General features: G+C 56.9%; 19 protein-coding genes and 1 pseudogene. 8 read left to right on the top strand and 12 right to left on the bottom strand.

Annotation, left to right across the window (positions count from 1 at the left end; genetic code table 11):
- Positions 1–300 precede the first annotated feature (300 nt).
- The 5 genes from kdsA to hemA all read right to left on the bottom strand — a co-directional run bounded on the left by kdsA (position 301) and on the right by hemA (position 5,286).
- Positions 301–1,155: a 3-deoxy-8-phosphooctulonate synthase gene (gene kdsA, locus RTX96_RS19975; RefSeq protein ID WP_312671880.1), complete on the bottom strand. Its 855-nt coding sequence runs from the start codon at positions 1,153–1,155 to the stop codon at positions 301–303.
- A 38-nt stretch (positions 1,156–1,193) separates the two neighbouring features.
- Positions 1,194–2,003, bottom strand: coding sequence for an invasion regulator SirB1 (sirB1, locus tag RTX96_RS19970; RefSeq protein ID WP_103819982.1), 810 nt, complete (start codon positions 2,001–2,003; stop codon positions 1,194–1,196).
- 65 nt (positions 2,004–2,068) lie between these two features.
- On the bottom strand, positions 2,069–2,911 hold the full coding sequence (prmC, locus tag RTX96_RS19965) for a peptide chain release factor N(5)-glutamine methyltransferase (RefSeq protein WP_312671879.1): 843 nt from the start codon (positions 2,909–2,911) through the stop codon (positions 2,069–2,071).
- A complete protein-coding gene (gene prfA / locus RTX96_RS19960; RefSeq protein WP_312671878.1) occupies positions 2,911–3,993 on the bottom strand; it encodes a peptide chain release factor 1 in 1,083 nt (360 codons plus the stop codon). Before prfA ends, prmC begins: the two co-directional genes overlap by 1 nt.
- Positions 3,994–4,029: 36 nt before the next feature.
- Positions 4,030–5,286, bottom strand: coding sequence for a glutamyl-tRNA reductase (hemA, locus tag RTX96_RS19955; RefSeq protein ID WP_103819979.1), 1,257 nt, complete (start codon positions 5,284–5,286; stop codon positions 4,030–4,032).
- A gap of 201 nt (positions 5,287–5,487) precedes the next feature.
- On the opposite strand from hemA, the gene lolB reads away from it, so the two are divergent.
- The 4 genes from lolB (at position 5,488) to dauA (ending at position 9,892) form a co-directional block, all read left to right on the top strand.
- Complete coding sequence (gene lolB, locus RTX96_RS19950; protein WP_103819978.1) at positions 5,488–6,111, top strand: lipoprotein insertase outer membrane protein LolB; 624 nt, start codon at positions 5,488–5,490, stop codon at positions 6,109–6,111.
- The gene (gene ispE, locus RTX96_RS19945) at positions 6,108–6,971 is read left to right on the top strand and encodes a 4-(cytidine 5'-diphospho)-2-C-methyl-D-erythritol kinase (protein WP_312671877.1); all 864 of its coding nucleotides are present in this window, start codon (positions 6,108–6,110) and stop codon (positions 6,969–6,971) included. The genes lolB and ispE overlap by 4 nt, the downstream gene beginning before the upstream one ends.
- 168 nt (positions 6,972–7,139) lie before the next feature.
- Complete coding sequence (prs, locus tag RTX96_RS19940; RefSeq protein ID WP_103820263.1) at positions 7,140–8,087, top strand: ribose-phosphate diphosphokinase; 948 nt, start codon at positions 7,140–7,142, stop codon at positions 8,085–8,087.
- Positions 8,088–8,221: 134 nt separating this feature from the next.
- Entirely contained in the window at positions 8,222–9,892 is a 1,671-nt protein-coding gene (gene dauA / locus RTX96_RS19935) for a C4-dicarboxylic acid transporter DauA (protein WP_409418576.1), read from the top strand.
- A 3-nt stretch (positions 9,893–9,895) separates the two neighbouring features.
- On the opposite strand, the gene RTX96_RS19930 is transcribed toward dauA, so the two are convergent.
- Positions 9,896–10,936, bottom strand: coding sequence for a MerR family transcriptional regulator (locus RTX96_RS19930; protein WP_312671875.1), 1,041 nt, complete (start codon positions 10,934–10,936; stop codon positions 9,896–9,898).
- A gap of 169 nt (positions 10,937–11,105) precedes the next feature.
- On the bottom strand, positions 11,106–11,381 hold the full coding sequence (ychH, locus tag RTX96_RS19925) for a stress-induced protein YchH (RefSeq protein ID WP_103819974.1): 276 nt from the start codon (positions 11,379–11,381) through the stop codon (positions 11,106–11,108).
- Between the two features lie 273 nt (positions 11,382–11,654).
- On the opposite strand from ychH, the gene pth reads away from it, so the two are divergent.
- Entirely contained in the window at positions 11,655–12,239 is a 585-nt protein-coding gene (gene pth / locus RTX96_RS19920) for an aminoacyl-tRNA hydrolase (protein ID WP_103819973.1), read from the top strand.
- A 126-nt stretch (positions 12,240–12,365) separates the two neighbouring features.
- Complete coding sequence (gene ychF, locus RTX96_RS19915; RefSeq protein ID WP_103819972.1) at positions 12,366–13,460, top strand: redox-regulated ATPase YchF; 1,095 nt, start codon at positions 12,366–12,368, stop codon at positions 13,458–13,460.
- 66 nt (positions 13,461–13,526) lie between these two features.
- Here the strand turns inward: ychF and RTX96_RS19910 are convergent.
- A pseudogene (locus RTX96_RS19910) lies at positions 13,527–14,560 on the bottom strand (YbfB/YjiJ family MFS transporter).
- A gap of 255 nt (positions 14,561–14,815) precedes the next feature.
- On the opposite strand from RTX96_RS19910, the gene RTX96_RS19905 reads away from it, so the two are divergent.
- Entirely contained in the window at positions 14,816–15,610 is a 795-nt protein-coding gene (locus RTX96_RS19905) for a helix-turn-helix transcriptional regulator (RefSeq protein WP_103819968.1), read from the top strand.
- Here RTX96_RS19905 and RTX96_RS19900 read toward each other — a convergent pair.
- Both RTX96_RS19900 and RTX96_RS19895 read right to left on the bottom strand, forming a co-directional pair.
- Positions 15,576–16,439, bottom strand: a complete 864-nt coding sequence (locus RTX96_RS19900; protein WP_312671874.1) for a DMT family transporter — start codon at positions 16,437–16,439, stop codon at positions 15,576–15,578. The two genes, RTX96_RS19905 and RTX96_RS19900, sit on opposite strands and share 35 nt — an antisense overlap.
- A gap of 138 nt (positions 16,440–16,577) precedes the next feature.
- Positions 16,578–16,769, bottom strand: a complete 192-nt coding sequence (locus RTX96_RS19895) for a hypothetical protein (RefSeq protein ID WP_312671873.1) — start codon at positions 16,767–16,769, stop codon at positions 16,578–16,580.
- 19 nt (positions 16,770–16,788) lie between these two features.
- Here RTX96_RS19895 and proP point away from each other — a divergent pair, with 19 nt between their 5' ends.
- A complete protein-coding gene (gene proP, locus RTX96_RS19890; RefSeq protein ID WP_312671872.1) occupies positions 16,789–18,258 on the top strand; it encodes a glycine betaine/L-proline transporter ProP in 1,470 nt (489 codons plus the stop codon).
- A 54-nt stretch (positions 18,259–18,312) separates the two neighbouring features.
- On the opposite strand, the gene RTX96_RS19885 is transcribed toward proP, so the two are convergent.
- Both RTX96_RS19885 and RTX96_RS19880 read right to left on the bottom strand, forming a co-directional pair.
- Positions 18,313–20,001, bottom strand: coding sequence for a hypothetical protein (locus RTX96_RS19885; protein ID WP_312671871.1), 1,689 nt, complete (start codon positions 19,999–20,001; stop codon positions 18,313–18,315).
- Positions 20,002–20,046: 45 nt separating this feature from the next.
- Positions 20,047–22,293: RHS repeat-associated core domain-containing protein (locus RTX96_RS19880; protein ID WP_312671870.1), on the bottom strand; the 2,247-nt coding region annotated here is incomplete at its 5' end.

The following is a 22,293-nucleotide window of genomic DNA, read 5'->3' as shown; positions in this document are numbered from 1 at the left end:
GGCGTGACCCTGCCAACAGATCAACGCCCGGCGGCGCAGGCTTGCCGGGCCTACAACCCCACATCCGGCTCCGGGCCGTAGGCCGGGTAAGCGAAGCGCCACCCGGCGTGGCAGTGCCAGCAGATCAACGCCCGGCGGCGCAGGCTTGCCGGGCCTACCAGCTCCACAACCGGCTCCGGGCCGTAGGCCGGGTAAGTGCAACGCCACCCGGCGTGACCCTGCCAACAGATCAACGCCCGGCGGCGCAGGCTTGCCGGGCCTACATAGCTATAAAAAAACCCGCCGAGGCGGGTTTTTTTATTAGTTCTCGGTGTCGAGCTCGTCGAAGCTCTTCACCAGATCGTCAATCGCTTTGATCTGCTTCAGGAACGGCTCCAGCTTGTCCAGCGGCAGCGCGGACGGGCCGTCGCACTTGGCGTGGGCTGGGTCCGGATGCGCTTCAATGAACAGGCCTGCCAGACCGGTGGCCATACCGGCACGTGCCAGCTCGGTCACCTGACCGCGACGGCCGCTGGAGGCCTCGCCAAACGGGTCGCGGCACTGCAGGGCGTGGGTCACGTCAAAAATCACCGGCGAGTTACCAGAGACCTTCTTCATCACGCTGAAGCCCAGCATGTCCACAACCAGGTTGTCATAGCCAAAGTTGGCACCACGGTCGCAAAGGATCACCTTCTCGTTGCCGCCTTCGCGGAACTTGTCGACGATGTTGCCCATCTGCCCCGGGCTAACAAACTGCGGCTTCTTCACGTTGATTACCGCACCGGTTTTCGCCATCGCTTCCACCAGATCGGTCTGGCGAGCAAGGAACGCCGGAAGCTGGATCACATCAACCACTTCAGATACCGGCTGCGCCTGGTGAGACTCGTGCACGTCGGTGATCACTTTTACGCCGAAGTTCTGCTTCAGCTCCTGGAAAATTTTTATCCCCTCTTCGAGGCCCGGGCCACGATAGGAGTGAATAGAGGAGCGGTTGGCTTTATCAAAAGAGGCCTTGAACACGTACGGAATGCCCAGCTTCTGGGTCACGGTGACGTAGTGCTCGCAAATGCGCATCGCGAGGTCGCGTGACTCCAGCACGTTCATGCCGCCAAACAGCACGAACGGCAGATCGTTTGCCACGTTGATATCGCCAATGCTAACCACTTTTTGTTTCATAGAATCGCCTTATCAGGTTTGAATCGGAACTCATCGGATTAATGCAGCGTAATCTGCCGATGCGAAATAGTATTAATCTGCGCGCGGATCATTTCGCTGATCGGATCTTCCGGGCACTGCTCCACAAAATAGCTTAAATCATGCAGCGCGACGTGATCGCAATCGAGCTGGGCGTAAATCAACCCACGATCGCGGATTTCATAGGGATCTTCCGGGTTAAACTGCAGCAGCGCTTCACTGGCCCGCAGCGCCAGCTCCATCTGCTGCTCTTCCATCAGCGCCGACTTCAGCGTGTCGAGGAGCTTGCGGATCACTTCGGCGTTATCCGCCTCGTCGAGATCCTCGTTAAACAGCTCGGCCATCGGGCTGATATTACCCTTCAGCCATACCTCAAGGGTATGCTCGTCCAGCGTGTCGCCGTTAAACGGATTGATCAGCCACATCTCGCCGTCCAGCCACTCGGCGCGCAGAATCAGCTGCGTCGGGAAGATCACCGGATTCAGCGGAATATCCAGCTGCTCGGCTACCCACAGCAGGATCGCCCCAAGGGAGACGGCGCTGCCCTGGCGGTTTTTCAGCACGCTATCAAGCCACAGCGCATCCGACAGGCGATAGACACCCTGCGAATCCTGAAAACCCCAGTCGCCATAAAAGAGTGCGATCAGCTTCTCGAGCTGTCCTTCCTGCGGCTGCGCCTGGCTTATCTCTTCACGCGCCAGCGCAACCAGCTTATCCAGTTCATCACAGACATACTGCGACGGAAAGTCGTCGCGGATAAGTTGTGAAACGAGGATCATCCCGTCGCATAACGGTGCTTTATTAAATTCGAAATCGGCTAACGACCTCATTACTTACCCCAGTCACGGTATTCGACGTTGATGATAACGCCAAACGGCGCTTCAGTCAGCCTTGCTTATGGATGCGTTGGGCATAATCTGCCCAACGTCAGCCGCTCGTTGCCGCCGTAATCCCGCGTGGTTTCAACGTCCTGGTAGTGATTTTTAGCAAAAAGTGCCCGCACCTGCTCGCCCTGCTGCCAGCCATGCTCCAGCAGCAGCCAGCCGTCGGGCAGGAGGAACGCGCGCGCCTGCGCAATAATCCACGCCAGATCCGCAAGACCGTTATCAGCAGCCACCAGCGCGCTGCGCGGTTCAAAGCGCACGTCACCTTCGGCAAGGTGTGGATCCTGCTCGTCAATATAGGGCGGGTTGCTGACGATAGTCGCGAAGCGCTGTCCAGCGAGCGCGCTGAACCAGTGGCTCTGCAGCAGCGTCACGTTCGCCATGCCTAAGTGCTCGACGTTACGCCGGGCAAGGGCCACGGCGTCGGGCATCAGATCCACGGCGGTGATATGGCAGTCGGGACGCTCGCTGGCCAGTGCCAGCGCAATCGCGCCGGTGCCGGTACCTAAATCGAGAATATCGCAGGGAGTTGCGGGCAGGCGGGCCAGCGCCTGTTCAACCAGACACTCGGTATCCGGACGGGGGATCAGCGTGGCCGGAGAGACAAACAGCGGTAGCGACCAGAATTCGCGTATGCCCACCAGGTGAGCCACCGGCTCGCCGCGTTGGCGACGGGCCAGCAGTTCCTCAAGCTGCGCCTGCTCGGCAGGCAGCAGCTCGGTTTCACCGAAGGCGAGAATAAAGGTCCGCGCTCTGCCGGTGACAAATCCCAGCAGGATCTCCGCATCGCGGCGAGGACTTTCGCTTGCCGCAAGCTGGCCGACCGCCTGGCGTAGCCAGTGCTGATAATCCATTAGTCCTGCTCGGCCAGCGCCGCCAGCTGATCGGCCTGGTACTCCTGCACGATAGGCTCAATCAGCATATCGAGCTTGCCTTCCATCACCTCGTCCAGACGGTAGAGCGTCAGGTTGATACGGTGATCGGTGACGCGCCCCTGCGGGAAGTTATAGGTCCGGTTACGATCGCTGCGATCGCCGCTGCCCAGCAGATTACGGCGGGTTGACGCTTCTGCCTGCTGACGCTTATCGATCTCTGCCGCACGGATACGCGAGCCGAGAACCGCCAGCGCTTTGGCTTTGTTTTTGTGCTGGGAACGTTCGTCCTGGCACTCCACCACGATGCCGGTAGGCAGGTGGGTAATACGGATCGCCGAGTCGGTGGTGTTAACATGCTGGCCGCCCGCGCCGGAGGAGCGGAAGGTGTCAATACGCAGGTCGGCCGGGTTGATGTCCGGCAGCTCGGCTTCCGGCAGCTCCGGCATCAGCGCCACGGTGCAGGCCGAGGTGTGAATACGCCCCTGCGACTCGGTGGCCGGGACGCGCTGTACGCGGTGGCCGCCGGATTCAAACTTCAGACGGCCGTAAACGCCCTCGCCGCTCACCTTGGCAATCACCTCTTTAAATCCGCCATGCTCGCCTTCGTTAGCGCTCATGATCTCTACGCGCCAGCGGCGGGATTCGGCGTAGCGGCTGTACATGCGGAACAGATCCCCGGCAAAGAGCGCGGCTTCATCACCGCCGGTCCCGGCGCGGACTTCAAGGAAAGCGTTGCGTTCGTCATCGGGATCTTTCGGCAGGAGCAGAACCTGCAGGTGCGCCTCGAGGGCTTCACCCTTCTCTTTCAGCTCGCGCAGCTCTTCCTGCGCCATCTCGCGCATCTCGGGATCGTCGAGCATCATCTGCGCGGTTTCGATATCTTCCTGAATCTGTCGCCAGTCAGTAAAACAGCGTGAAACATCGCTTAATTGCGCATATTCACGCGACAGTGCGCGAAAGCGATCCTGGTCTGCGATGGTCCCCGCGTCGCCGAGCAGCGCCTGAACTTCTTCATGGCGTTCATGCAGGGCTTCCAGTTTGGCAACAATAGAAGGCTTCATAGGCGTAAATGCACCCTGTAATAAGAGGTTGTTGTGCTACTCCAGCCCGAGGCTGTTGCGTAGAATATGCAGGCGTTCGTCGTCCCCGTCACGGGCAGCCTGCTGAAGTGATTTAGTTGGCGTGTGGATCAGGCGGTTGGTCAGCTTGCGGGCCAGATCCTGCATAATGGCCTGGGCGTCACCGCCCTGCTCAAGCGCGGCAAGGGCTTTGGCGGTGAGTTCATCGCGCACCTGCTCTGCCTGACCGCGAAATTCACGGATCGTCTCGCTGGCGCTCTGGGCGCGTAGCCAGGCCATAAACTCGCTGCTCTCCTGAGCGACGATGGTCTCCGCCTCTACGGCGGCGGCTTTCCGCTGCGCCAGGTTATGCGAAATAATGCTTTGCAAGTCATCAACGCTGTAGAGATAGGCGTTCGCCAGCTTGCCCACCTCCGGCTCGACGTCGCGAGGCACGGCGATATCCACCAGCAGCATCGGCTGGTTACGGCGGGATTTCAGCGCGCGCTCAACCATCCCTTTACCAATGATCGGCAGCGGGCTGGCGGTAGAGCTGATGATGATATCCGCGTCCTGCAGGCGGGCGTCGATGTCGCTGAGGGAGATCACCTCTGCGCCCACCTCATCGGCCAGCAGCTCGGCGCGTTCGCGGGTGCGGTTGGCGATGATCATCTTCTGCACCTTATGCTCGCGCAGATGACGGGCCACCAGCTCGATGGTCTCGCCAGCGCCCACCAGCAGCACCGTGACGCTGGAGAGCGACTCGAAGATTTGGCGCGCCAGCGTACAGGCGGCAAAGGCCACCGACACGGCGCTGGCCCCGATATCCGTTTCGGTACGTACCCGTTTGGCAACCGAGAAAGACTTCTGGAACATGCGCTCCAGCGCGCTGGCATTGATATGACCGCGGCTGGAGTCGGCGAAGGCTTTTTTCACCTGGCCCAGGATTTGCGGTTCGCCCAGCACCAGCGAATCGAGACCGCTGGCAACGCGCATCAGGTGGCTGACAGCATCGTTGTCCTGGTGCCAGTAGAGGCTTTTACGCAGCTCGTCTTCGTCCAGATGGTGATAATCACAAAGCCAGCGGATGAGCGCTTCCTGCAGATTGTCCTGCTCTTCCACGCTCAGGTAGAGCTCTGTACGGTTACAGGTCGACAGTACCACCCCACCCTGCACCATCGGCTGCGCCAGCAGGCTCTCTAAAGCCTGGTCGAGCGTGTCCGGCGTGAACGTAACGCGTTCCCGCAGTGAGACAGGTGCTGTTTTATGGTTGATGCCGAGCGCTAAAAGAGTCATGTCAGCGGGAGTAGTACCAGCGTTGATAAGGTTAGTCTGTGCGCATCATACAGGATGCGCCGGGTCAATAAAAGAGACAGCCCCCTTTTGGAGTAATTGGTAATTTCATGATTTAAGACAACTTGAACGTAGACGGTATTCCTGCTCAGCGCTAGCATTAAAGATTATAACCGTAACGCACCACAAGGATTTGTCCTCATTATGACTTTACCGGACCGTCGACTGCTTCGCCTGTTACCGCTTGCCAGCCTGGTACTTACCGCCTGTTCTATCAATGCACCGAAGGGACCGGGCAAAAGTCCGGACTCGCCGCAGTGGCGTCAGCATCAGCAAGAGGTGCGTAACCTGAGCCAGTACCAGACCCGTGGCGCCTTTGCTTATCTCTCCGACAGCCAGAAAGTCTACGCCCGCTTCTTCTGGCAGCAGACCGGCCAGGATAACTACCGTCTGCTGTTAACTAACCCCCTCGGCAGCACCGAGCTGGAGCTGAACGCCAGGCCGGGCAGCGTAGAGCTGGTGGATAACAAAGGCCAGCACTACACCGCCACCGACGCGGAAGAGATGATTGGCAAGCTGACCGGCATGCCAATTCCGCTGAACAGCCTGCGCCAGTGGATCCTCGGCCTGCCCGGCGACGCCACCGACTATAAGCTTGACAGCCAGTACCGCCTGAGCGAGCTTAACTACAGCCAGAACGGGAAGACCTGGAAGGTGACCTACGGCGGCTACGATACAAAATCAACGCCGGCAATGCCGTCCAACATGGAGCTAAACCAGGACGGCCAACGCATCAAACTGAAGATGGATAACTGGATTGTAAAATGATGACCCAGTGGCCTTCGCCGGCAAAACTTAATCTTTTTTTATATATCACCGGCCAACGTAGCGATGGGTATCACGATCTGCAGACGCTGTTTCAGTTTCTCGACTACGGCGATACCCTCAGCATTGAACCGCGCACCGACGGCAAGATCCGCCTGTTGACGCCGGTACAAGGGGTGGCGGAGAGCGATAACCTGATTGTGCGCGCGGCAAAACTGCTTCAGCAGGCGGCAGCAGATCGCGACTCGCTGCCAGAGGGCAGCGGCGCAGATATCCGCATCGACAAACGCCTGCCAATGGGCGGCGGGCTGGGGGGTGGCTCCTCTAACGCGGCGACGGTGCTGGTCGCGCTTAACCATCTCTGGGGCTGCGGGCTGTCGGTGGATGCGCTGGCGGTGCTGGGGCTGACGCTTGGCGCGGACGTACCTGTGTTTGTCCACGGCCATGCGGCCTTTGCCGAGGGCGTCGGCGAAGAGCTGACCCCCGTCGATCCGCCCGAAAAATGGTATCTGGTGGCCCATCCTGGCGTCCATATTTCGACCCCGGCCATCTTCAACGATCCTGATTTGCCTCGCAATACGTCAAAACGGCCAATTAACACGTTACTGAACTGTGAATTCGTCAATGATTGCGAGGTTATCGCAAGAAAACGTTTTCGCGAGGTTGATGCCGCGCTTTCCTGGCTGTTAGAATACGCGCCGTCGCGCCTGACTGGCACAGGAGCCTGCGTCTTTGCTGAATTTGACTCAGAGTCCTCCGCTCGTCAGGTGCTTGAGCAAGCCCCGGAATGGCTGCAGGGTTTTGTTGCGCGAGGCGTAAACGTTTCACCGCTTATGCACGCGCTACACCCTGAAGATTTCTAATAGTGCTCTCGCGAGCATTTGGGGCTAATTGAGACTCGGTGACAACGTCACCTCTGATCCAGACGTTGCATCGCGCTCTTTAAATACATCGCCTGGATAGCGTATGCCTGGCCCGCACAGTTTTCGGCGACGCTATCCACCACTGGACGCATGCCTGAGGTTCTTCTCGTGCCTGATATGAAGCTTTTTGCTGGTAACGCCACCCCGGAACTAGCACAACGTATTGCCAACCGCCTGTACACTTCTCTCGGCGACGCCGCCGTAGGTCGCTTTAGCGACGGCGAAGTCAGCGTACAAATCAACGAAAATGTACGCGGTGGTGATATTTTCATCATCCAGTCCACTTGTGCTCCAACGAACGACAACCTGATGGAGTTAATTGTCATGGTTGATGCGCTGCGTCGTGCTTCCGCAGGCCGTATCACCGCAGTTATCCCCTATTTTGGCTATGCCCGTCAGGATCGCCGCGTGCGTTCCGCGCGTGTCCCTATTACCGCAAAAGTGGTTGCCGACTTCCTCTCCAGCGTTGGCGTTGACCGTGTCCTGACCGTTGACCTGCACGCAGAACAGATTCAAGGCTTCTTCGACGTTCCGGTTGATAACGTATTCGGCAGCCCTATCCTGCTGGAAGATATGCTGCAGTTGAATCTCGATAACCCGATCGTTGTCTCTCCAGACATCGGTGGCGTAGTACGTGCCCGTGCTATCGCTAAGCTTCTCAACGATACCGATATGGCCATCATCGACAAACGTCGCCCGCGCGCGAACGTTTCTCAGGTTATGCACATCATCGGTGACGTTGCTGGTCGCGACTGCGTGCTGGTTGACGACATGATCGATACCGGCGGTACGCTGTGTAAAGCGGCCGAGGCGCTGAAAGAGCGCGGCGCGAAACGCGTCTTCGCCTACGCTACCCACCCTATCTTCTCCGGCAACGCGGTAAACAACCTGCGTCACTCCGTGATCGATGAAGTGGTCGTCTGCGATACGATCCCGCTCTCCGCTGAAATCAAGGCGCTGCCTAACGTGCGTACCCTGACGCTCTCCGGCATGCTGGCCGAAGCGATTCGTCGTATCAGCAACGAAGAATCTATCTCCGCGATGTTTGAGCATTAATCGCTCCGCAGATTATAAACCCGCTTCGGCGGGTTTTTTTGTACCTGAAAAACATTTGTATGATGTATTCACGCATTATCTGACATTCATCTGGCGGATAATACGTACATGAATGACCTGACCTGATGAGCATTATGAACTTTGCAGACATTTTACCCTTCCGCGCGCTGATTGAAGCATGCTGGAAAGAGAGATATACCTTCCCACGTTTTACCCGCGACCTGGTGGCAGGCATCACCGTCGGGATTATTGCCATTCCGCTGGCGATGGCCCTGGCTATCGGTAGCGGAGTGGCGCCACAGTACGGCCTCTACACCTCGGCGGTGGCCGGGATTGTCATTGCCCTCTGCGGCGGCTCGCGCTTTAGCGTCTCCGGCCCGACCGCGGCGTTTGTGGTGATCCTCTATCCTGTCTCCCAGCAGTTTGGTCTGGCGGGCCTGTTGGTGGCGACGCTTCTCTCCGGGCTGTTTCTTATCCTGTTCGGACTTGCCCGCTTTGGCCGCCTGATCGAGTACATTCCGCTTCCCGTCACGCTGGGTTTCACCGCTGGGATCGGCATCACCATCGGCACGATGCAAATAAAAGATTTTCTCGGTCTGGAGATGGCTCAGGTGCCAGAGCACTATCTGCAGAAGGTTGGTGCGCTGGCGATGGCGCTGCCGACCCTTAATCCTGGGGACGCCGCTATCGGCGTGGTCACCCTTGGCGTGCTTATTCTCTGGCCGCGCCTCGGGATCCGTCTTCCGGGCCATCTTCCCGCCCTGCTGGCCGGCTGCGCAGTGATGGCGCTGGTCAAGCTGGCCGGTTTTGACGTGGCAACCATCGGCTCGCGCTTTCACTATCTGCTGGCCGACGGCACTCAGGGCAACGGCATCCCGCAGCTTCTGCCCCAGCTGGTGCTGCCGTGGCAGATGCCCGGCTCCTCGTTTACCCTGAGCTGGGCCTCTGTCCAGGCGCTGCTGCCCGCGGCTTTTTCAATGGCAATGCTTGGGGCCATTGAGTCTCTGCTCTGCGCCGTGGTGCTCGACGGCATGACCGGCACCCGGCATAAGGCCAATAACGAGCTGATTGGTCAGGGGCTGGGCAACCTGATCGCCCCCTTCTTTGGCGGCATTACCGCTACCGCGGCGATTGCCCGCTCGGCGGCAAACGTGCGCGCGGGTGCCACCTCCCCCGTGGCGGCCATTATCCATGCCCTGCTGGTGATCCTCGCCCTGCTGGCGCTCGCTCCCCTGCTCTCATGGTTACCGCTGTCGGCGATGGCGGCCCTGCTGCTGATGGTGGCCTGGAACATGAGCGAGGCGCATAAGGTGGTTAACCTGCTGCGGCGCGCACCGAAAGACGACATCATGGTGATGCTGATGTGCATGTCGCTGACGGTACTGTTTGATATGGTTATCGCCATTAGCGTCGGCATTGTGCTGGCGTCGCTGCTGTTTATGCGCCGTATCGCTCGCATGACGCGCCTCGCCCCGGTTAACGTCGAGGTACCCGCGGACGTCACGGTGCTGCGGGTCATTGGGCCGCTCTTCTTCGCTGCGGCCGAAGGGGTGTTTAACGATCTGGAGTCACGGATTGCCGGCAAGCGAATTGTGGTGCTGAAGTGTGATGCCGTACCGGTGCTGGACGCAGGCGGACTGGATGCCTTCCAGCGCTTTGTCAAACGGCTGCCGGAAGGCTGTGAGCTGCGGGTCAGCAACCTGGAGTTTCAGCCCCTGCGCACGCTGGCGCGCGCAGGCGTGAAGCCGATTGCCGGGCGGCTGGCGTTCTATCCCAACCGGGACGCGGCGCTGGCGGATCTGTAATGATTAGGGTGCAGCGTACCGACGCTGCATCATTACCCCAATCGCCTGCTGTAGCCAGGCCAGCACCTCGGGCGTCATCCAGGTGCCCTTCATTAACAGCGGCTCCTGCTGCATAGCCACGCGAAATTTCTGCTGGGTAGCCGGATTGTCTCCCGCATAGGACTGGAAAAGTTCAAGCCAGTTCTGCGCCAGCTGCTGGCCCTGTTCGGACGCAGGATCGCACTTCTCCCGGCTAGCCTGATGCAGCTTCGCCACCAGCGGCGGCCACTCCATCAGCCGATCAAAGTAGTGCGCCCGGGTAAAGGCCATCTCCTGCGGGGTGAGATAACGCTGCCAGATAGCAAGCTTGCTCTCTGCAAAGGCGCGGGTGATGTAGTCGATAATCTGCGGCGTAATGCCCGTCCGCTCGCGCATCTGCGGCTCCACGCTGTGCATCTCGTTGAGACGGGTCAGAAACTCCGGCTTGCCTGCCGTATCCTGCTCCAGACGATCCATCCAGCGGATCGCCAGATCCATCGCTTTGGTATCGGTCTCGGCAACCTTTTGCGCTATTAGCGTCTGCGCTTCCGCAACCAGCGCCGCCCAGATTGAAGCCAGCCGCTCGCCTTCTGCGGCAAACGGTAGCTGCTGTAGCTCTTCTTTAGTAAACCAGCGATCGTACATATGCATTAACTCCAGAGTCTGTAGCCAGGACTCCAGATCCGGTTCGCTCTCCTCTTCCAACCCAGTACGTAGCGCGCAAAGCTGGTCGCGCAGCGTATGAATGCTGCGCAGCTGCCTGTCCAGCAGGGCGATTTGCGCATCAAGCAGATCGGGAAGCGAGAGCGTATCCTGCTCCAGAAAGTCCTTGATTTCGGCAAGCTCCAGCCCCGCTTTTGCCAGCGCCTGGATCATATGCAGGCGCTGCACATCCGCAAGGTTATAGAGCCGGTAGCCTGCCTCGCTTCTGGCGGAGGGCAGCAGCAGTCCGGTCTGCTCGTAGTGGTGTAGCGTGCGAACGGTGATGCCGGCGCGTTTCGCCAGCTCCCCTACCTGAATTAACATTGCTGCTCCTTGTCCTGACCAGTAGCGCCACTCTGGGGGCTTACGTTACGTGAGGGTCAAGGCGCTATGCAAAAAAAAGCGCAAAAAAAACGACTCCTGTGAGTCGTTTTATGAAGCCTGTTGTAGGCCCGTGCAAGCACAGCGCCGCCGGGCGTTATCTGAACGACCATCAGCTATGCTTATGTTGATCCCGACGGCAGCGTTTATCGTAGTGGCGCACCCACCAGTACTTATCGCAAACCTGCTCGTGGCCGCCGACGCGTGCCCCTGCCAGCCAGAGGATAGCGCCAACGAAGATGCTCAGAATTGCCCCGTGGGCGAAGTACTGCGGCAGATGGAGCTGTGGCAGCTGATTCAAGATGGAGTAGCCGACACCTACCACCATCACCACTAACCCTAAAACCATAAGCGCATTACCGAGTCTCGATGCGTTTTTGCGTTTCATATGTCACCTCCGGCGTTGTGGCCTGAACGGGAAACATCCCCAATCCTTATGGATAAAGTATAGGCAGGGCATCTTTTACAGGGTGCGGGCGGGATCACATTTATAAATATCCTCCTCACAGAACTTTACATATAAGCCCATGAACTCAATCATCTTCTAATAGTTATTGTGGGCAATTATTTCTCTTTTTATCTTTTGGCGGCAGAATTTTGTCAATGCCCGCACGACCACGTAAACTACGCGCCAAAGAGTGAACTTTTCAGGAAAAGAGACGTGACGATTAAACTGATTGTCGGCCTTGCCAACCCGGGCGCAGAGTATGCCGCTACCCGTCATAATGCCGGAGCATGGTATGTTGACCTGCTGGCCGAACGCTACCGCGCTCCGCTGCGGGAAGAGCCTAAATTCTTTGGCTTTACCTCACGCATTAACCTCGCCGGAGCAGACGTGCGTCTGCTGGTGCCGACAACTTTTATGAACCTCAGCGGTAAAGCCGTGGCGGCAATGGCCACTTTCTATCGCATTAATCCGGATGAAGTGCTGGTAGCGCACGATGAACTCGACCTGCCTCCCGGTGTGGCAAAATTCAAGCTGGGCGGCGGTCACGGCGGCCATAATGGCCTGAAAGATATCATCAGCAAATTCGGCAATAACCCTAACTTTCACCGCTTACGGGTGGGAATTGGCCATCCAGGGGATAAAAACAAGGTTGTTGGCTTTGTGCTGGGCAAACCGCCTGCCTCTGAGCAGAAGCTCATTGATGATGCCGTTGATGAGGCGGTGCGCTGCACCGAGCTGTGGCTGAAGGAAGATTTGGTGAAGGCGACCAACCGCCTGCACGCCTTTAAAGCTCAGTAGCGGCGGGGAGTGCCATTTTTGCCGCGCAGCAGGTCTGTAACGTGTATAATAGGCTAAGTTATTAACTTTTCCGCAATCTGTTTTATCTAACAGGTTGATTATCAAGATATTAAGGTGATGTAAATCATGGGATTCAAATGCGGTATCGTCGGCTTGCCGAACGTCGGTAAATCTACCCTGTTCAATGCGCTGACCAAGGCGGGCATCGAAGCTGCCAACTTCCCGTTCTGTACAATTGAACCGAACACCGGCGTGGTGCCGATGCCGGATCCGCGCCTCGATCAGCTGGCTGAGATCGTTAAGCCGCAGCGCATTCTGCCGACCACGATGGAGTTCGTTGACATCGCGGGCCTGGTAAAAGGCGCATCCAAAGGTGAAGGCCTGGGTAACCAGTTCCTGACCAACATCCGTGAAACCGAGGCTATCGGTCACGTGGTGCGCTGCTTTGAGAACGACAACATCATCCACGTAAATAACAAAGTGGATCCTGCTGATGATATCGAGGTGATCAACACCGAGCTGGCACTTTCCGACCTGGATACCTGTGAACGTGCCCTGCAGCGCGTGCAGAAGAAAGCTAAAGGCGGCGATAAAGACGCGAAAGCAGAACAGGCCGCGCTGGAAAAATGCCTGCCGCAGCTGGAGAACGCGGGCATGTTGCGTGCTCTGAAAAACCTGACGGATGAAGATAAGGCTGCCATCAAGTACCTGAGCTTCCTGACGCTGAAACCGACCATGTACATCGCTAACGTCAATGAAGACGGTTTCGAGAACAACCCGTACCTGGACAAAGTGCGTGAAATCGCTGCTGCGGAAGGCTCGGTAGTGGTTGCCGTCTGCGCCGCCGTTGAGTCCGACATTGCCGAGCTGGACGACGCCGATCGTGAAGAGTTTATGGCCGAGCTGGGTCTGGAAGAGCCGGGCCTGAACCGCGTGATCCGCGCCGGTTATGAGCTGCTGAACCTGCAAACTTACTTTACCGCCGGTGTGAAAGAGGTTCGCGCCTGGACTATCCCGGTGGGCGCTACCGCCCCGCAGGCCGCAGGTAAGATCCATACCGATTTCGAAAAGGGCTTTATCCGCGCCCAGACCATCGCCTTTGAAGACTTTATTACCTATAAAGGCGAACAGGGTGCGAAAGAGGCCGGTAAGATGCGTGCCGAAGGGAAAGATTACATCGTTAAAGATGGCGATGTGATGAACTTCCTGTTCAACGTCTAATTCGCCCTTCGCGACAAATAGAAATCCACGCCCAGGCGTGGATTTTTTTATGGCTTAGGGTCGCTCTCATTTTCGTATCATAACCAGCACCACCCCACCCCCGGCGATCAGGCCGCCTGCCGCCAGCAGCAGCGCGGGCTCCAGCGAGGAGAAGAGCGCGACGCAGGCAGAGGAGACCAGCGGTCCCGTCAATTGCCCAGTGGCATAGCCAGCCGTCAACATGCCCACCGTCTTTGCCATTTCGCCGTTTGACACTTCACGCGCAAGGCGATCGACAGCTGCATAATAGACAAGAAGCACAGTCCGGTCAGCACGGTCGACACCATCAATCCCGCTGCGTTATGTGCCACAACCGGTGCAGCAACCCCTACTCCCTGCACGATCATTGCAAATGCCAGGCTGATACGCGTGTTCACGACGGCGGCAAACATAATTACCAGCAATACCCCCGCAACCGCAGAGAGCCCGAACAGGGGCCAGAAAAAAGCAGCCTGATTACCGCTATTGAACACGGTATGCGCCATTTGCGACAGGAAGGTGGCAGGCAAAATGTAACCAAAGCCTGCCAGCGTATAAACGCCGAGCAGCACTTTAAGGTTTCGCCCTACGGGTACCGCTTCTCGTCTCTTCTGCACTGAGGGTAACTCATGCGGCAGACGACGAAAGATCAGCAGGATCGCGACGAGGGCAACGCCACCATAGACGTACCACGCTTCAGATGAGGTGATGTGTTGAGCCGACATAATCCATGCCAGAACGCCTGTCAGCATAATGCCAATGCCCGGGCCGCTGAATACGGCGGCGGAGAGACGGGGCGCATTTTTCGCTGCCAGTTCCAGCTGCGTCCAGGAGGTGACGATAATCAGCGCCCACGCGCCGCCCACGCCTGCAATAAAGCGGAAAAGGCACTGCAGAACAAACAAGGAAGTTGTCCCTGAGAGGAGCGTGACCACCATAGTGACAAGCAGCCCTGTCTTCAGGTACGCAGTATGGTTGCGCTGCATGCGGCTAACGTGGATTGCTCCCAGCAGGTAGCCAATATAGTTCATGGCGGCGAGAATGCCTGCGCTGGAGAGATTGAGAAATCCATCGCTGATCATTACCGGTATCTGCGGCGTGAGTGAAAAACGGCCAATGCCCATCACTACCACCAGCGTGAAAATTCCAGTGAGCATAGTTGTGACGTTCCCGCTAGCTAAGCGCCTGCCAGGCAGGGTTTCTGGTAACTGATGCGATGACATATTTTAATTTTTCCCGTGACTACTCTATTCTGTGCGGCAATCGTAAATGCTTACCCCTCCGCAAAAAATAGGGGGGATTATCCTATGACTAACAGTCATAGCCAGGAGAGGTCGATGTCCCGAAACGAGGATGTGAAAAATTTTCTCACCCGACGGCGTGCCGCTGTTGATCCCGCTGGCTATGGCTTTACAGCGGCTGGCCGGCGCGTTAAAGGTCTGCGTCGCGAAGAGGTCGCGCAGCTGGCCGCCGTGAGCGTCAGCTGGTATACGTGGCTGGAACAAGGTAGAAGCATCAGCATCTCTCATGGGGCTCTGCAGCGTATCGCCCAGGTGCTTAAACTTACTCCCGTGGAGCAGGATTATCTGGAAGATATCGTTTTCGGACATCGAAATGTACCGAAAAAAGCCACCAGACAGCTGCCTGCTGAAGTGACCGCTATGGTTGATGCCCTTAATCCACATCCGGCATTTATCCGCACCGCTAATATGGATATTCTCTACTGGAATGAGGCGGCCAAAAAGCAGATTTTTGATTGGTCAAGCGTGGCTAAAGAGGAAAGAAATTCTCTAAAACTCATGTTTATGAATGCCGAGTATCGAAATATTATTCATGACTGGGATAGCGCCGCCCGGCACACGATTTCCGCCTTTCGCTCAAATTATGCCGCCGCCAAACACGCGGAAGAGTTTGAAGCGGTTATATCGGTGCTAAATGAGCAAAGCGCAGATTTCCGTCGGATGTGGAATTACCACGACGTCAGCAAAATCGGCGCCGGTAATAAGGCCATTATTGATAAAAATGGCCATATTAACCGCTTTACCTATACCTCACTCGAAATAGAGAACCTGCCGGGCGTATTTGTCCTGTTCTATCTTAAGACTGAGGCCGCACCACCATCCGCCATCTAAACCACAGCTGGGCCACCAGGATTAATATCCCGCCGGTGATCTTCTGCATCGGCAGCTTCTCTCCATACCAGATGGCAGCAGCAATCACCGTCAGCAGCGGCTCCAGTACCATGATAATCGCCGCATTAGCAACCGCGGCATGCTTCTGCCCCTGGAGCTGAAGGCCAAAGCGTAGGCTGGTAGCAATGAGAATGCTGGCAAGCAGCCACATCGCGGTGGAAGCCGTAAACGGCTGGGTCCACGTCTCTGTCAGGCCAGACAGCACCAGTCCTACCACACCGGTCATGCCCAGCTGTACTGCCGTCAGCGGCAGCAGCGGTACCTCTCTGGCACAGCGGCTGGTGTAGCAGAAGGAGATAGACTGCACCACGGCGGTCAGCAGGAACCATCCCTGGCTGGCGTGAAACGATACCGGGAACTGTAAGCTCAGCAATCCCAGCCCGACGAAGGCCAACGGAAGACACTCCCAGTAGGCGCGGGCGGGCCGAACCTTCATCATTCCCCAGGCCACCAGCGGCACGAACAGCATCGACAGGCTCATAATAAATGCGCCTTCGCCCAGCGAGGGAGTAGTAGAAACAGAGTAGATCCACAGACACATGGTCAGCGCCATCCAGGCACCGCTGATAAGCACCCTTAGTATCTGCGCTTTCGGGATACGCTGCCCCCGGCAAAACGGCAGCAGAACCAGTGCGGCACAGCCAAAGCGGAGTCCGAGAAAGGCAAAAACCGGCATCCCGGAGATGCCTTCGCGGGAGAAAATCCAGCCGCAGGCGGCGATAAGTGTGACCATAACGAGGAGGAGATCGGCTTGCCGCTGCGGATTCATTGAAATATTCATCACTACAAATAAATATAAAAAACAGTGCTGCCATCATAGTGCTAATAACTTCATTTAAATAGATCGTTAGCAGGCGAAATAGTATTCCATGTACTTTAGGGGGTTTATTTTTTGCTGTACCGACATTCAGATTAAGCTGATATCGCCACATTTCCAGAGAAAAGCAGCTATTACCGCCAAAAAGTTGCAACCAGCGACTATTTTATTTATGGTGTACGCCCGCCGCTTAACGTGGCGTACCATCATCATCTGCATCTTATAGCTTTCATTTCCTTTGATTTGAGTTTTACGGCTGCGAAAGCTATAAGGTTGCGCCATCCACACTCATGGGGAGTTTATGAGCAACGGAACGACGTTAAACCAGCATCAACATAACGCTTCAACAAGCAATGAATTAACCGTAGACGACATCACCGTCATCGACAGCGGCCTGCTTAAAAAGGCCGTCGGCGCAGCCGCGCTGGGTAACACAATGGAGTGGTTCGACTTCGGGGTCTACAGCTACCTGGCGGTGATCATCGGCCAGGTCTTCTTCCCGGGCGCCAGCAGCACCGCGCAGCTGATCGCCTCCTTTGGGACCTTTGCCGCCGCCTTCCTCGTGCGCCCTATCGGCGGGATGGTATTCGGCCCGCTGGGAGATCGCTTCGGCCGCCAGAAGATCCTCGCCCTGACGATGATCATGATGTCGGTAGGTACCTTCTCTATCGGTCTGATCCCTGACTATAACAGCATTGGTATCGCCGCGCCGATCCTGCTGCTGCTGGCGCGTCTGGTGCAGGGTTTCTCCACCGGGGGCGAGTATGGCGGAGCCGCGACCTTTATTGCGGAGTACTCTACCGACAAACGCCGCGGGTTTATGGGCAGCTTCCTGGAGTTTGGTACGCTCGGCGGCTATCTGCTGGGTGCCAGCCTTGTAACAATTATGATTGCGGTTCTGCCCACCGATGCGATGCATTCGTGGGGCTGGCGCATTCCCTTCTTCCTGGCCGCGCCGCTGGGGCTGTTTGGCCTCTACATTCGGCTGAAGCTGGAAGAGACGCCAGCGTTTAAAGATCATATGGATAAGCAGGAGGCGCTGGAGCACAGCAAGCCACAGCTTAGCCTGATCCAGATGCTGAACAAACATCGCAAGCAGATCCTGAAGTGCATCGGGCTGGTGCTGGTGTTCAACGTCTCGAACTACATGCTCACCTCCTACATGCCAAGCTACCTGACCAGCGTGTTGGGCATGAGCGAGCTAACCGGGCTGCTGCTGGTGATGGTGATTATGTTTGTGATGATGCCGCTGACCCTGGCCTGGGGCTACTGGACCGATCGCATCGGCCGCCGCCCGGTGATTGGACTCGGCGCAGCGGGACTGATCCTGCTGGCAATCCCGAGCTTTATGCTGATCGGCTCTGGCAATATGCTGGCGGTGTTTGGCGGGCTGGTGATCCTTGGTGTGCTACACACCTGCTTTAGCGGCACCATGCCTGCGACGCTCCCGGCCCTGTTCGTGACCGATATCCGCTACAGCGCGCTGGCGATTGGCTTCAACCTGTCGGTCTCGCTGTTCGGCGGTACCACGCCGCTGGTTACCGCCTGGCTGGTGGACACCACGCACAACGTGATGATGCCGGCTTACTATATGATGGGTGCGGGGATCGTGGGTCTGATTACGGTGTTGACCCTGCGCGAAACGGCACAGAAACCGCTGAGCGGCTCCTCACCGGCGGTGGCCACCCGTGCCGAGGCGCACCGTCTGATCGATAAACTGCGCAAGCAGAAGCGCGCTAAGCACCTGCGAGCGCAGGTAGCGAGTAAATAAAACAGAATAAAGGCTGCAACGGCCAGCGTTGCAGCTGATTTTCGCTCTCGCTTTTTACATCGTAATAGTTCGTCTGGCATCGCTTTTCCGCATAAAAAATTCGCTACTGCCACTCACAGGCAGAGAAACCATATAGTGTGGCTTACCATCTCTGGAATGACTATTGATATCCACTTTTTTAACAGTATGAACTACACCTGCATATCCGGATAGCGTTCGTTTAAATTCCGGAATCTCTTCTTTAAGATCATCTGCAAACTGATCAAGAAAACTATTATCCTCTCCAGAGACCAAATTGAATATATTTCCTTCTAAAAATGCTTGCTGATACTCTTCGACTGTAATATCTTCAGGCTCTAAAGATGCGCCACTCCAACAAAAATCCATCTTGATATTGAAATGTTCAGGCAATCCTTTTGTTATTAACCGATCAACAATTTCATAACTGGACTTCTCTCTAATCGAGCCTTTCGATGTACCTGGATAGATGCTATCACTTCCCGCCGCACCATGGCCTGAAATATAAAGAGTCCCGCCGCTGCTCTCTGGTGGAAATTTAAACACCCCCTCTTGACTATAAGCTTCTTTAAACTTATTAAAAATATCTACTGCTTGAGTATGTTTAAGCTCTTGATGTTCCTCAGGCAAAATATTTTCAAGCATTATTATCATTAAATCTTTTTCCTTATCCATTTGCGTATTAAAAGATCTTTCCTGATCTTTATTAACGAAAATTGGTTTGATTACCTCTTCCTCTTTTTTGAGGATATTAGAATAATAAAACTTATGCAAAAGATCATAAAGTAATGAATCGGTAGCAGAGATAAATGGCGAAAACATATATTTTGGTGATTTGTCGTCACTTGACGACGCTGCTGTAGGCTGCCGGCCATCAGCATCCTTAAGCGTTACAGGATTATTCCTGACCATGCGGAACAGGTTCAGGCCGTCCACCTCGCCTGCCGGGGTCACCGTCTGGTGACAGGCTCCGCCGCTGACGTCATAGCGCCAGGCCTGCGCGTGCCCTGCCGCGTCCGTCTGGTCCAGCACCGCGCCACGGGCGTCGGCGGTGACAGTGGTAGTGTATATCTCCGCCTCCAGCAGCGCCGCCCGCCCGGTCTCCTCCTCCGGCCAGTCGGGTAGCACCTCCGCCGATGCCAGGAAGCGCTGTCCCTGGCTGAGCACTGCCCCGCTGAGCGCCACGGCCTCCGCCCGCAGCAGGCCGCCACTGTCATACTGCGTCACGCAGACCCCGCGCAGGTTGTTCCCCTGCGAGCCATCATCTGCCGGACCGCTGTCGCCGTACTCGCTGCGCCAGCTGACGCGGATTTCACTGCTCCCGCTCAGCTGCTCGCTGCCGGATGAAGGGCGGCCGAGCTCGTCATAAGTCATGGTCTGCACCGTGCCGCGCCCGTCCCGCATCCAGACCGCACGGCCTGCCGCGTCAGAGAGCGTCACCCGCTCCCCGCTGTCGCTGCTCTCCCGGCGCAAAACCTGACCCGTCAGTGAGGGCGTGGTCCGGAGATTCGACGGAGCCGTGTCGTCAGCTGACCAGGCGGCAAACTGACGCGGATCGCGGTGCGACGCCACCCGGCTGGCGTCATCCACGTACGAATGACTCACCAGCAGGCGCAGCGGATCGGCAGACTGCGCCCGGTTCCAGTTGAGAGCGCGTATGGCAATCCCCCGGTTATCGTGTACGCTGACCACCGGCGTTCCGGTGGCATTTGTAAGATTGCTCATTACCTATTCCTTGATTTTTTAGATAATAATTTTAAGCATCTTCTGTTAATTAATAGTTTCCATTTTTGCCGAAATGTAAGATTTTACGTTTGGCCAATTGCGATGATTTGTTCCACCGTATAAATCGCTCATTCCTTCAGCAAAAGCCTCTTCTGCACCACCATCATTTCCTTCTTGCCAGTAATAGGTTTCAGTAGAACCGCTTGCGGTATGGCTTAAATCTTTAATCCATACATGACGAAAACTTTGTCGTCGGCTAAGATAATCCCCTGCCTCACCCAACCCCCTACTACCCAAATTAGCTTTCTCACCAAAACTACGATCTATAGCGTGAGCAAATTCATGCAATATTAAATTTGTAGATGTGTGGGCACTTGCCATTCGCCATTCGCCAGGAGAAACTTCATTCATAGCAACAACTGTCTCATCGCCATGTATATCTTTTGGAGCGTACTTACCCTGTGCACCAACTCCAGGCACCGTGTCCCAAGTGCCAGCATGACCTCTTGGCGTGACTCCTTTTAAATGTTGTCTGCCAGGGTGGTTAGTCACATTGTCGTTTGTAAGAGTTACAAACTGGCCTAGTTCTTTAGCTTTTTTTAATATGTTTAGAGGAAGATTGTAAAGCTGCCATTTGGCATGAGTTTCATCAATAACTATTCCAGAAGGAGTAGTGCTGGAATAAATCATCCCTGAAATGATTTCTCTTTTCTCGATAAAGTCAGCAATTTTTTCCATATCTCCCGGGGTGATATCACTTGTACTATTTAAGGGGATTTTATTATTAAAGAAATTCCATAAGTCATTATAAGCCTCAACGCCATGAGCATTGTATACAGCGCTGAATGCTTCCTGATAAGTTGTTACTACAGATGGAAATCTAGCTCGTGAGGCATGGTGATCAATAATTATTTGATCATGAGCTGTAGGCTGTCGGCCATCAGCATCCTTAAGCGTTACAGGATTATTCCTGACCATGCGGAACAGGTTCAGGCCGTCCACCTCGCCTGCCGGGTCGGCGCTCACCCAGCGGCAGAGCCACGGGGCATAGTAGCGGTGGCCGTAGTAGTACAGCCCGGTGCCGTCCCGCTCCTTGCCGGAGTAGCGCACGGTCTTGTAACTGGCCTCCACCTCGCTCTGCGCCGCCCACACCGCCGTGCCGCCAAAGGGATAGTACTCCTCCCGGCTGATAACGCCGCCCCCGCCGTCCAGCTCCAGCGACAATGAGCCGATGTTGTCGTCCACGCGCCAGCGCACCTGGTTGTTATCGATGCCGTCCGGCTTCCCGCTCTCCCAGTACAGCATCCGGATACCCGCCCGGCCCGCCTGGCCGGTCACCACGTGCAGCTCCTCCGTCAGCGACGGCGCGGCGCTGCTGCCTGCCGTCTCCTGCCAGCTTTTACGCAGCTCCAGCCCCGGCAGGTAGCGTACTTCATCCACATCCCACAGCCCGCGGCTGCTGTTCACCAGGGTGCGGGTCTGCCTGCGCACCCGCCGGCTGCCGCTGTACTGGTACACCTCCCGGTCGTTCCGGCTGCTGTCCGGGCTGCGGCTCACCAGGGTCACCTGCTGTAAGTTATCGCTGCCGTCCCACAACAGCCCGTCCGTGCCTGTGGCACCGGCCTGGAGCGTCAGCAGATTGCCGTTGCTGTCAAACCAGCCCGCCACCTCCTCCGGCGTCTGCGGCCCGCCGTCGTTCTGCTGCACGCTGCGGTTCGAGGTGGTGTCCGTGGTCATGGTGCGCGTGTAGCTGCCCGCCCCGGTGTGGGAGAGCGACGTCAGGTTGCCGCTGTCATCGTAGTGGTAGCTGCGGCTGTACCTGACGGACTGGCTGCCGTCCGGCACCACTGCCGGCAGGGCGCTGTACTGCATCCCGGTGTTGCCCGCGTTCTCCCGCCCTGAGGCGCTCAGCAGCTGATACAGCGCGTCATAGGTAAAGGAACGTCCGCCGTCCGTGGCCTGGTTGCACCAGTAGCCTGTCGCCACGGTGCCGTCAGTCAGGGAGGTGACGTTGCCGGTGAAGTCATACCCGTAGCTCAGGGCCTGCAGCGTGGTGTTATCCGTGCGCCGGGCAGTGATGCTGGCAAGCCACTGGTTCTGCGGGTCGTAGCCGTAAGTGGTGGTCACGCCGTTCCCGGCCGACTCCGTCAGCACCCGGCCCGCCGCGCTCCGGGTGACGCTGTCAAGCAGGGCCTGCGTCTCCCCGCCCGCCGGGGTCACCGTCTGGTGACAGGCCGCGCCGCTGACGTCATAGCGCCAGGCCTGCGCGTGCCCTGCCGCGTCCGTCTGGTC

Source organism: Pseudescherichia sp. (assembly GCF_032052675.1).
Classification (GTDB): domain Bacteria; phylum Pseudomonadota; class Gammaproteobacteria; order Enterobacterales; family Enterobacteriaceae; genus Pseudescherichia.
The sequence above is the reverse complement of the archived record's forward strand: the minus strand, read 5'-3'. Positions and strand labels throughout refer to the sequence as shown.

What these genes read in the sequence shown, in the direction of transcription:
- kdsA (WP_312671880.1), bottom strand. Translation starts at nt 1,155, where the DNA reads ATGAAACAAAAAGTGGTTAGCATTGGCGATATCAACGTGGCAAACGAT.
- sirB1 (WP_103819982.1), bottom strand. Translation starts at nt 2,003, where the DNA reads ATGAGGTCGTTAGCCGATTTCGAATTTAATAAAGCACCGTTATGCGAC.
- prmC (WP_312671879.1), bottom strand. Translation starts at nt 2,911, where the DNA reads ATGGATTATCAGCACTGGCTACGCCAGGCGGTCGGCCAGCTTGCGGCA.
- prfA (WP_312671878.1), bottom strand. Translation starts at nt 3,993, where the DNA reads ATGAAGCCTTCTATTGTTGCCAAACTGGAAGCCCTGCATGAACGCCAT.
- hemA (WP_103819979.1), bottom strand. Translation starts at nt 5,286, where the DNA reads ATGACTCTTTTAGCGCTCGGCATCAACCATAAAACAGCACCTGTCTCA.
- lolB (WP_103819978.1), top strand. Translation starts at nt 5,488, where the DNA reads ATGACTTTACCGGACCGTCGACTGCTTCGCCTGTTACCGCTTGCCAGC.
- ispE (WP_312671877.1), top strand. Translation starts at nt 6,108, where the DNA reads ATGATGACCCAGTGGCCTTCGCCGGCAAAACTTAATCTTTTTTTATAT.
- dauA (WP_409418576.1), top strand. Translation starts at nt 8,222, where the DNA reads ATGAACTTTGCAGACATTTTACCCTTCCGCGCGCTGATTGAAGCATGC.
- RTX96_RS19930 (WP_312671875.1), bottom strand. Translation starts at nt 10,936, where the DNA reads ATGTTAATTCAGGTAGGGGAGCTGGCGAAACGCGCCGGCATCACCGTT.
- ychH (WP_103819974.1), bottom strand. Translation starts at nt 11,381, where the DNA reads ATGAAACGCAAAAACGCATCGAGACTCGGTAATGCGCTTATGGTTTTA.
- ychF (WP_103819972.1), top strand. Translation starts at nt 12,366, where the DNA reads ATGGGATTCAAATGCGGTATCGTCGGCTTGCCGAACGTCGGTAAATCT.
- RTX96_RS19905 (WP_103819968.1), top strand. Translation starts at nt 14,816, where the DNA reads ATGTCCCGAAACGAGGATGTGAAAAATTTTCTCACCCGACGGCGTGCC.
- RTX96_RS19900 (WP_312671874.1), bottom strand. Translation starts at nt 16,439, where the DNA reads ATGAATCCGCAGCGGCAAGCCGATCTCCTCCTCGTTATGGTCACACTT.
- RTX96_RS19895 (WP_312671873.1), bottom strand. Translation starts at nt 16,769, where the DNA reads ATGGCGCAACCTTATAGCTTTCGCAGCCGTAAAACTCAAATCAAAGGA.
- proP (WP_312671872.1), top strand. Translation starts at nt 16,789, where the DNA reads ATGAGCAACGGAACGACGTTAAACCAGCATCAACATAACGCTTCAACA.
- RTX96_RS19885 (WP_312671871.1), bottom strand. Translation starts at nt 20,001, where the DNA reads ATGAGCAATCTTACAAATGCCACCGGAACGCCGGTGGTCAGCGTACAC.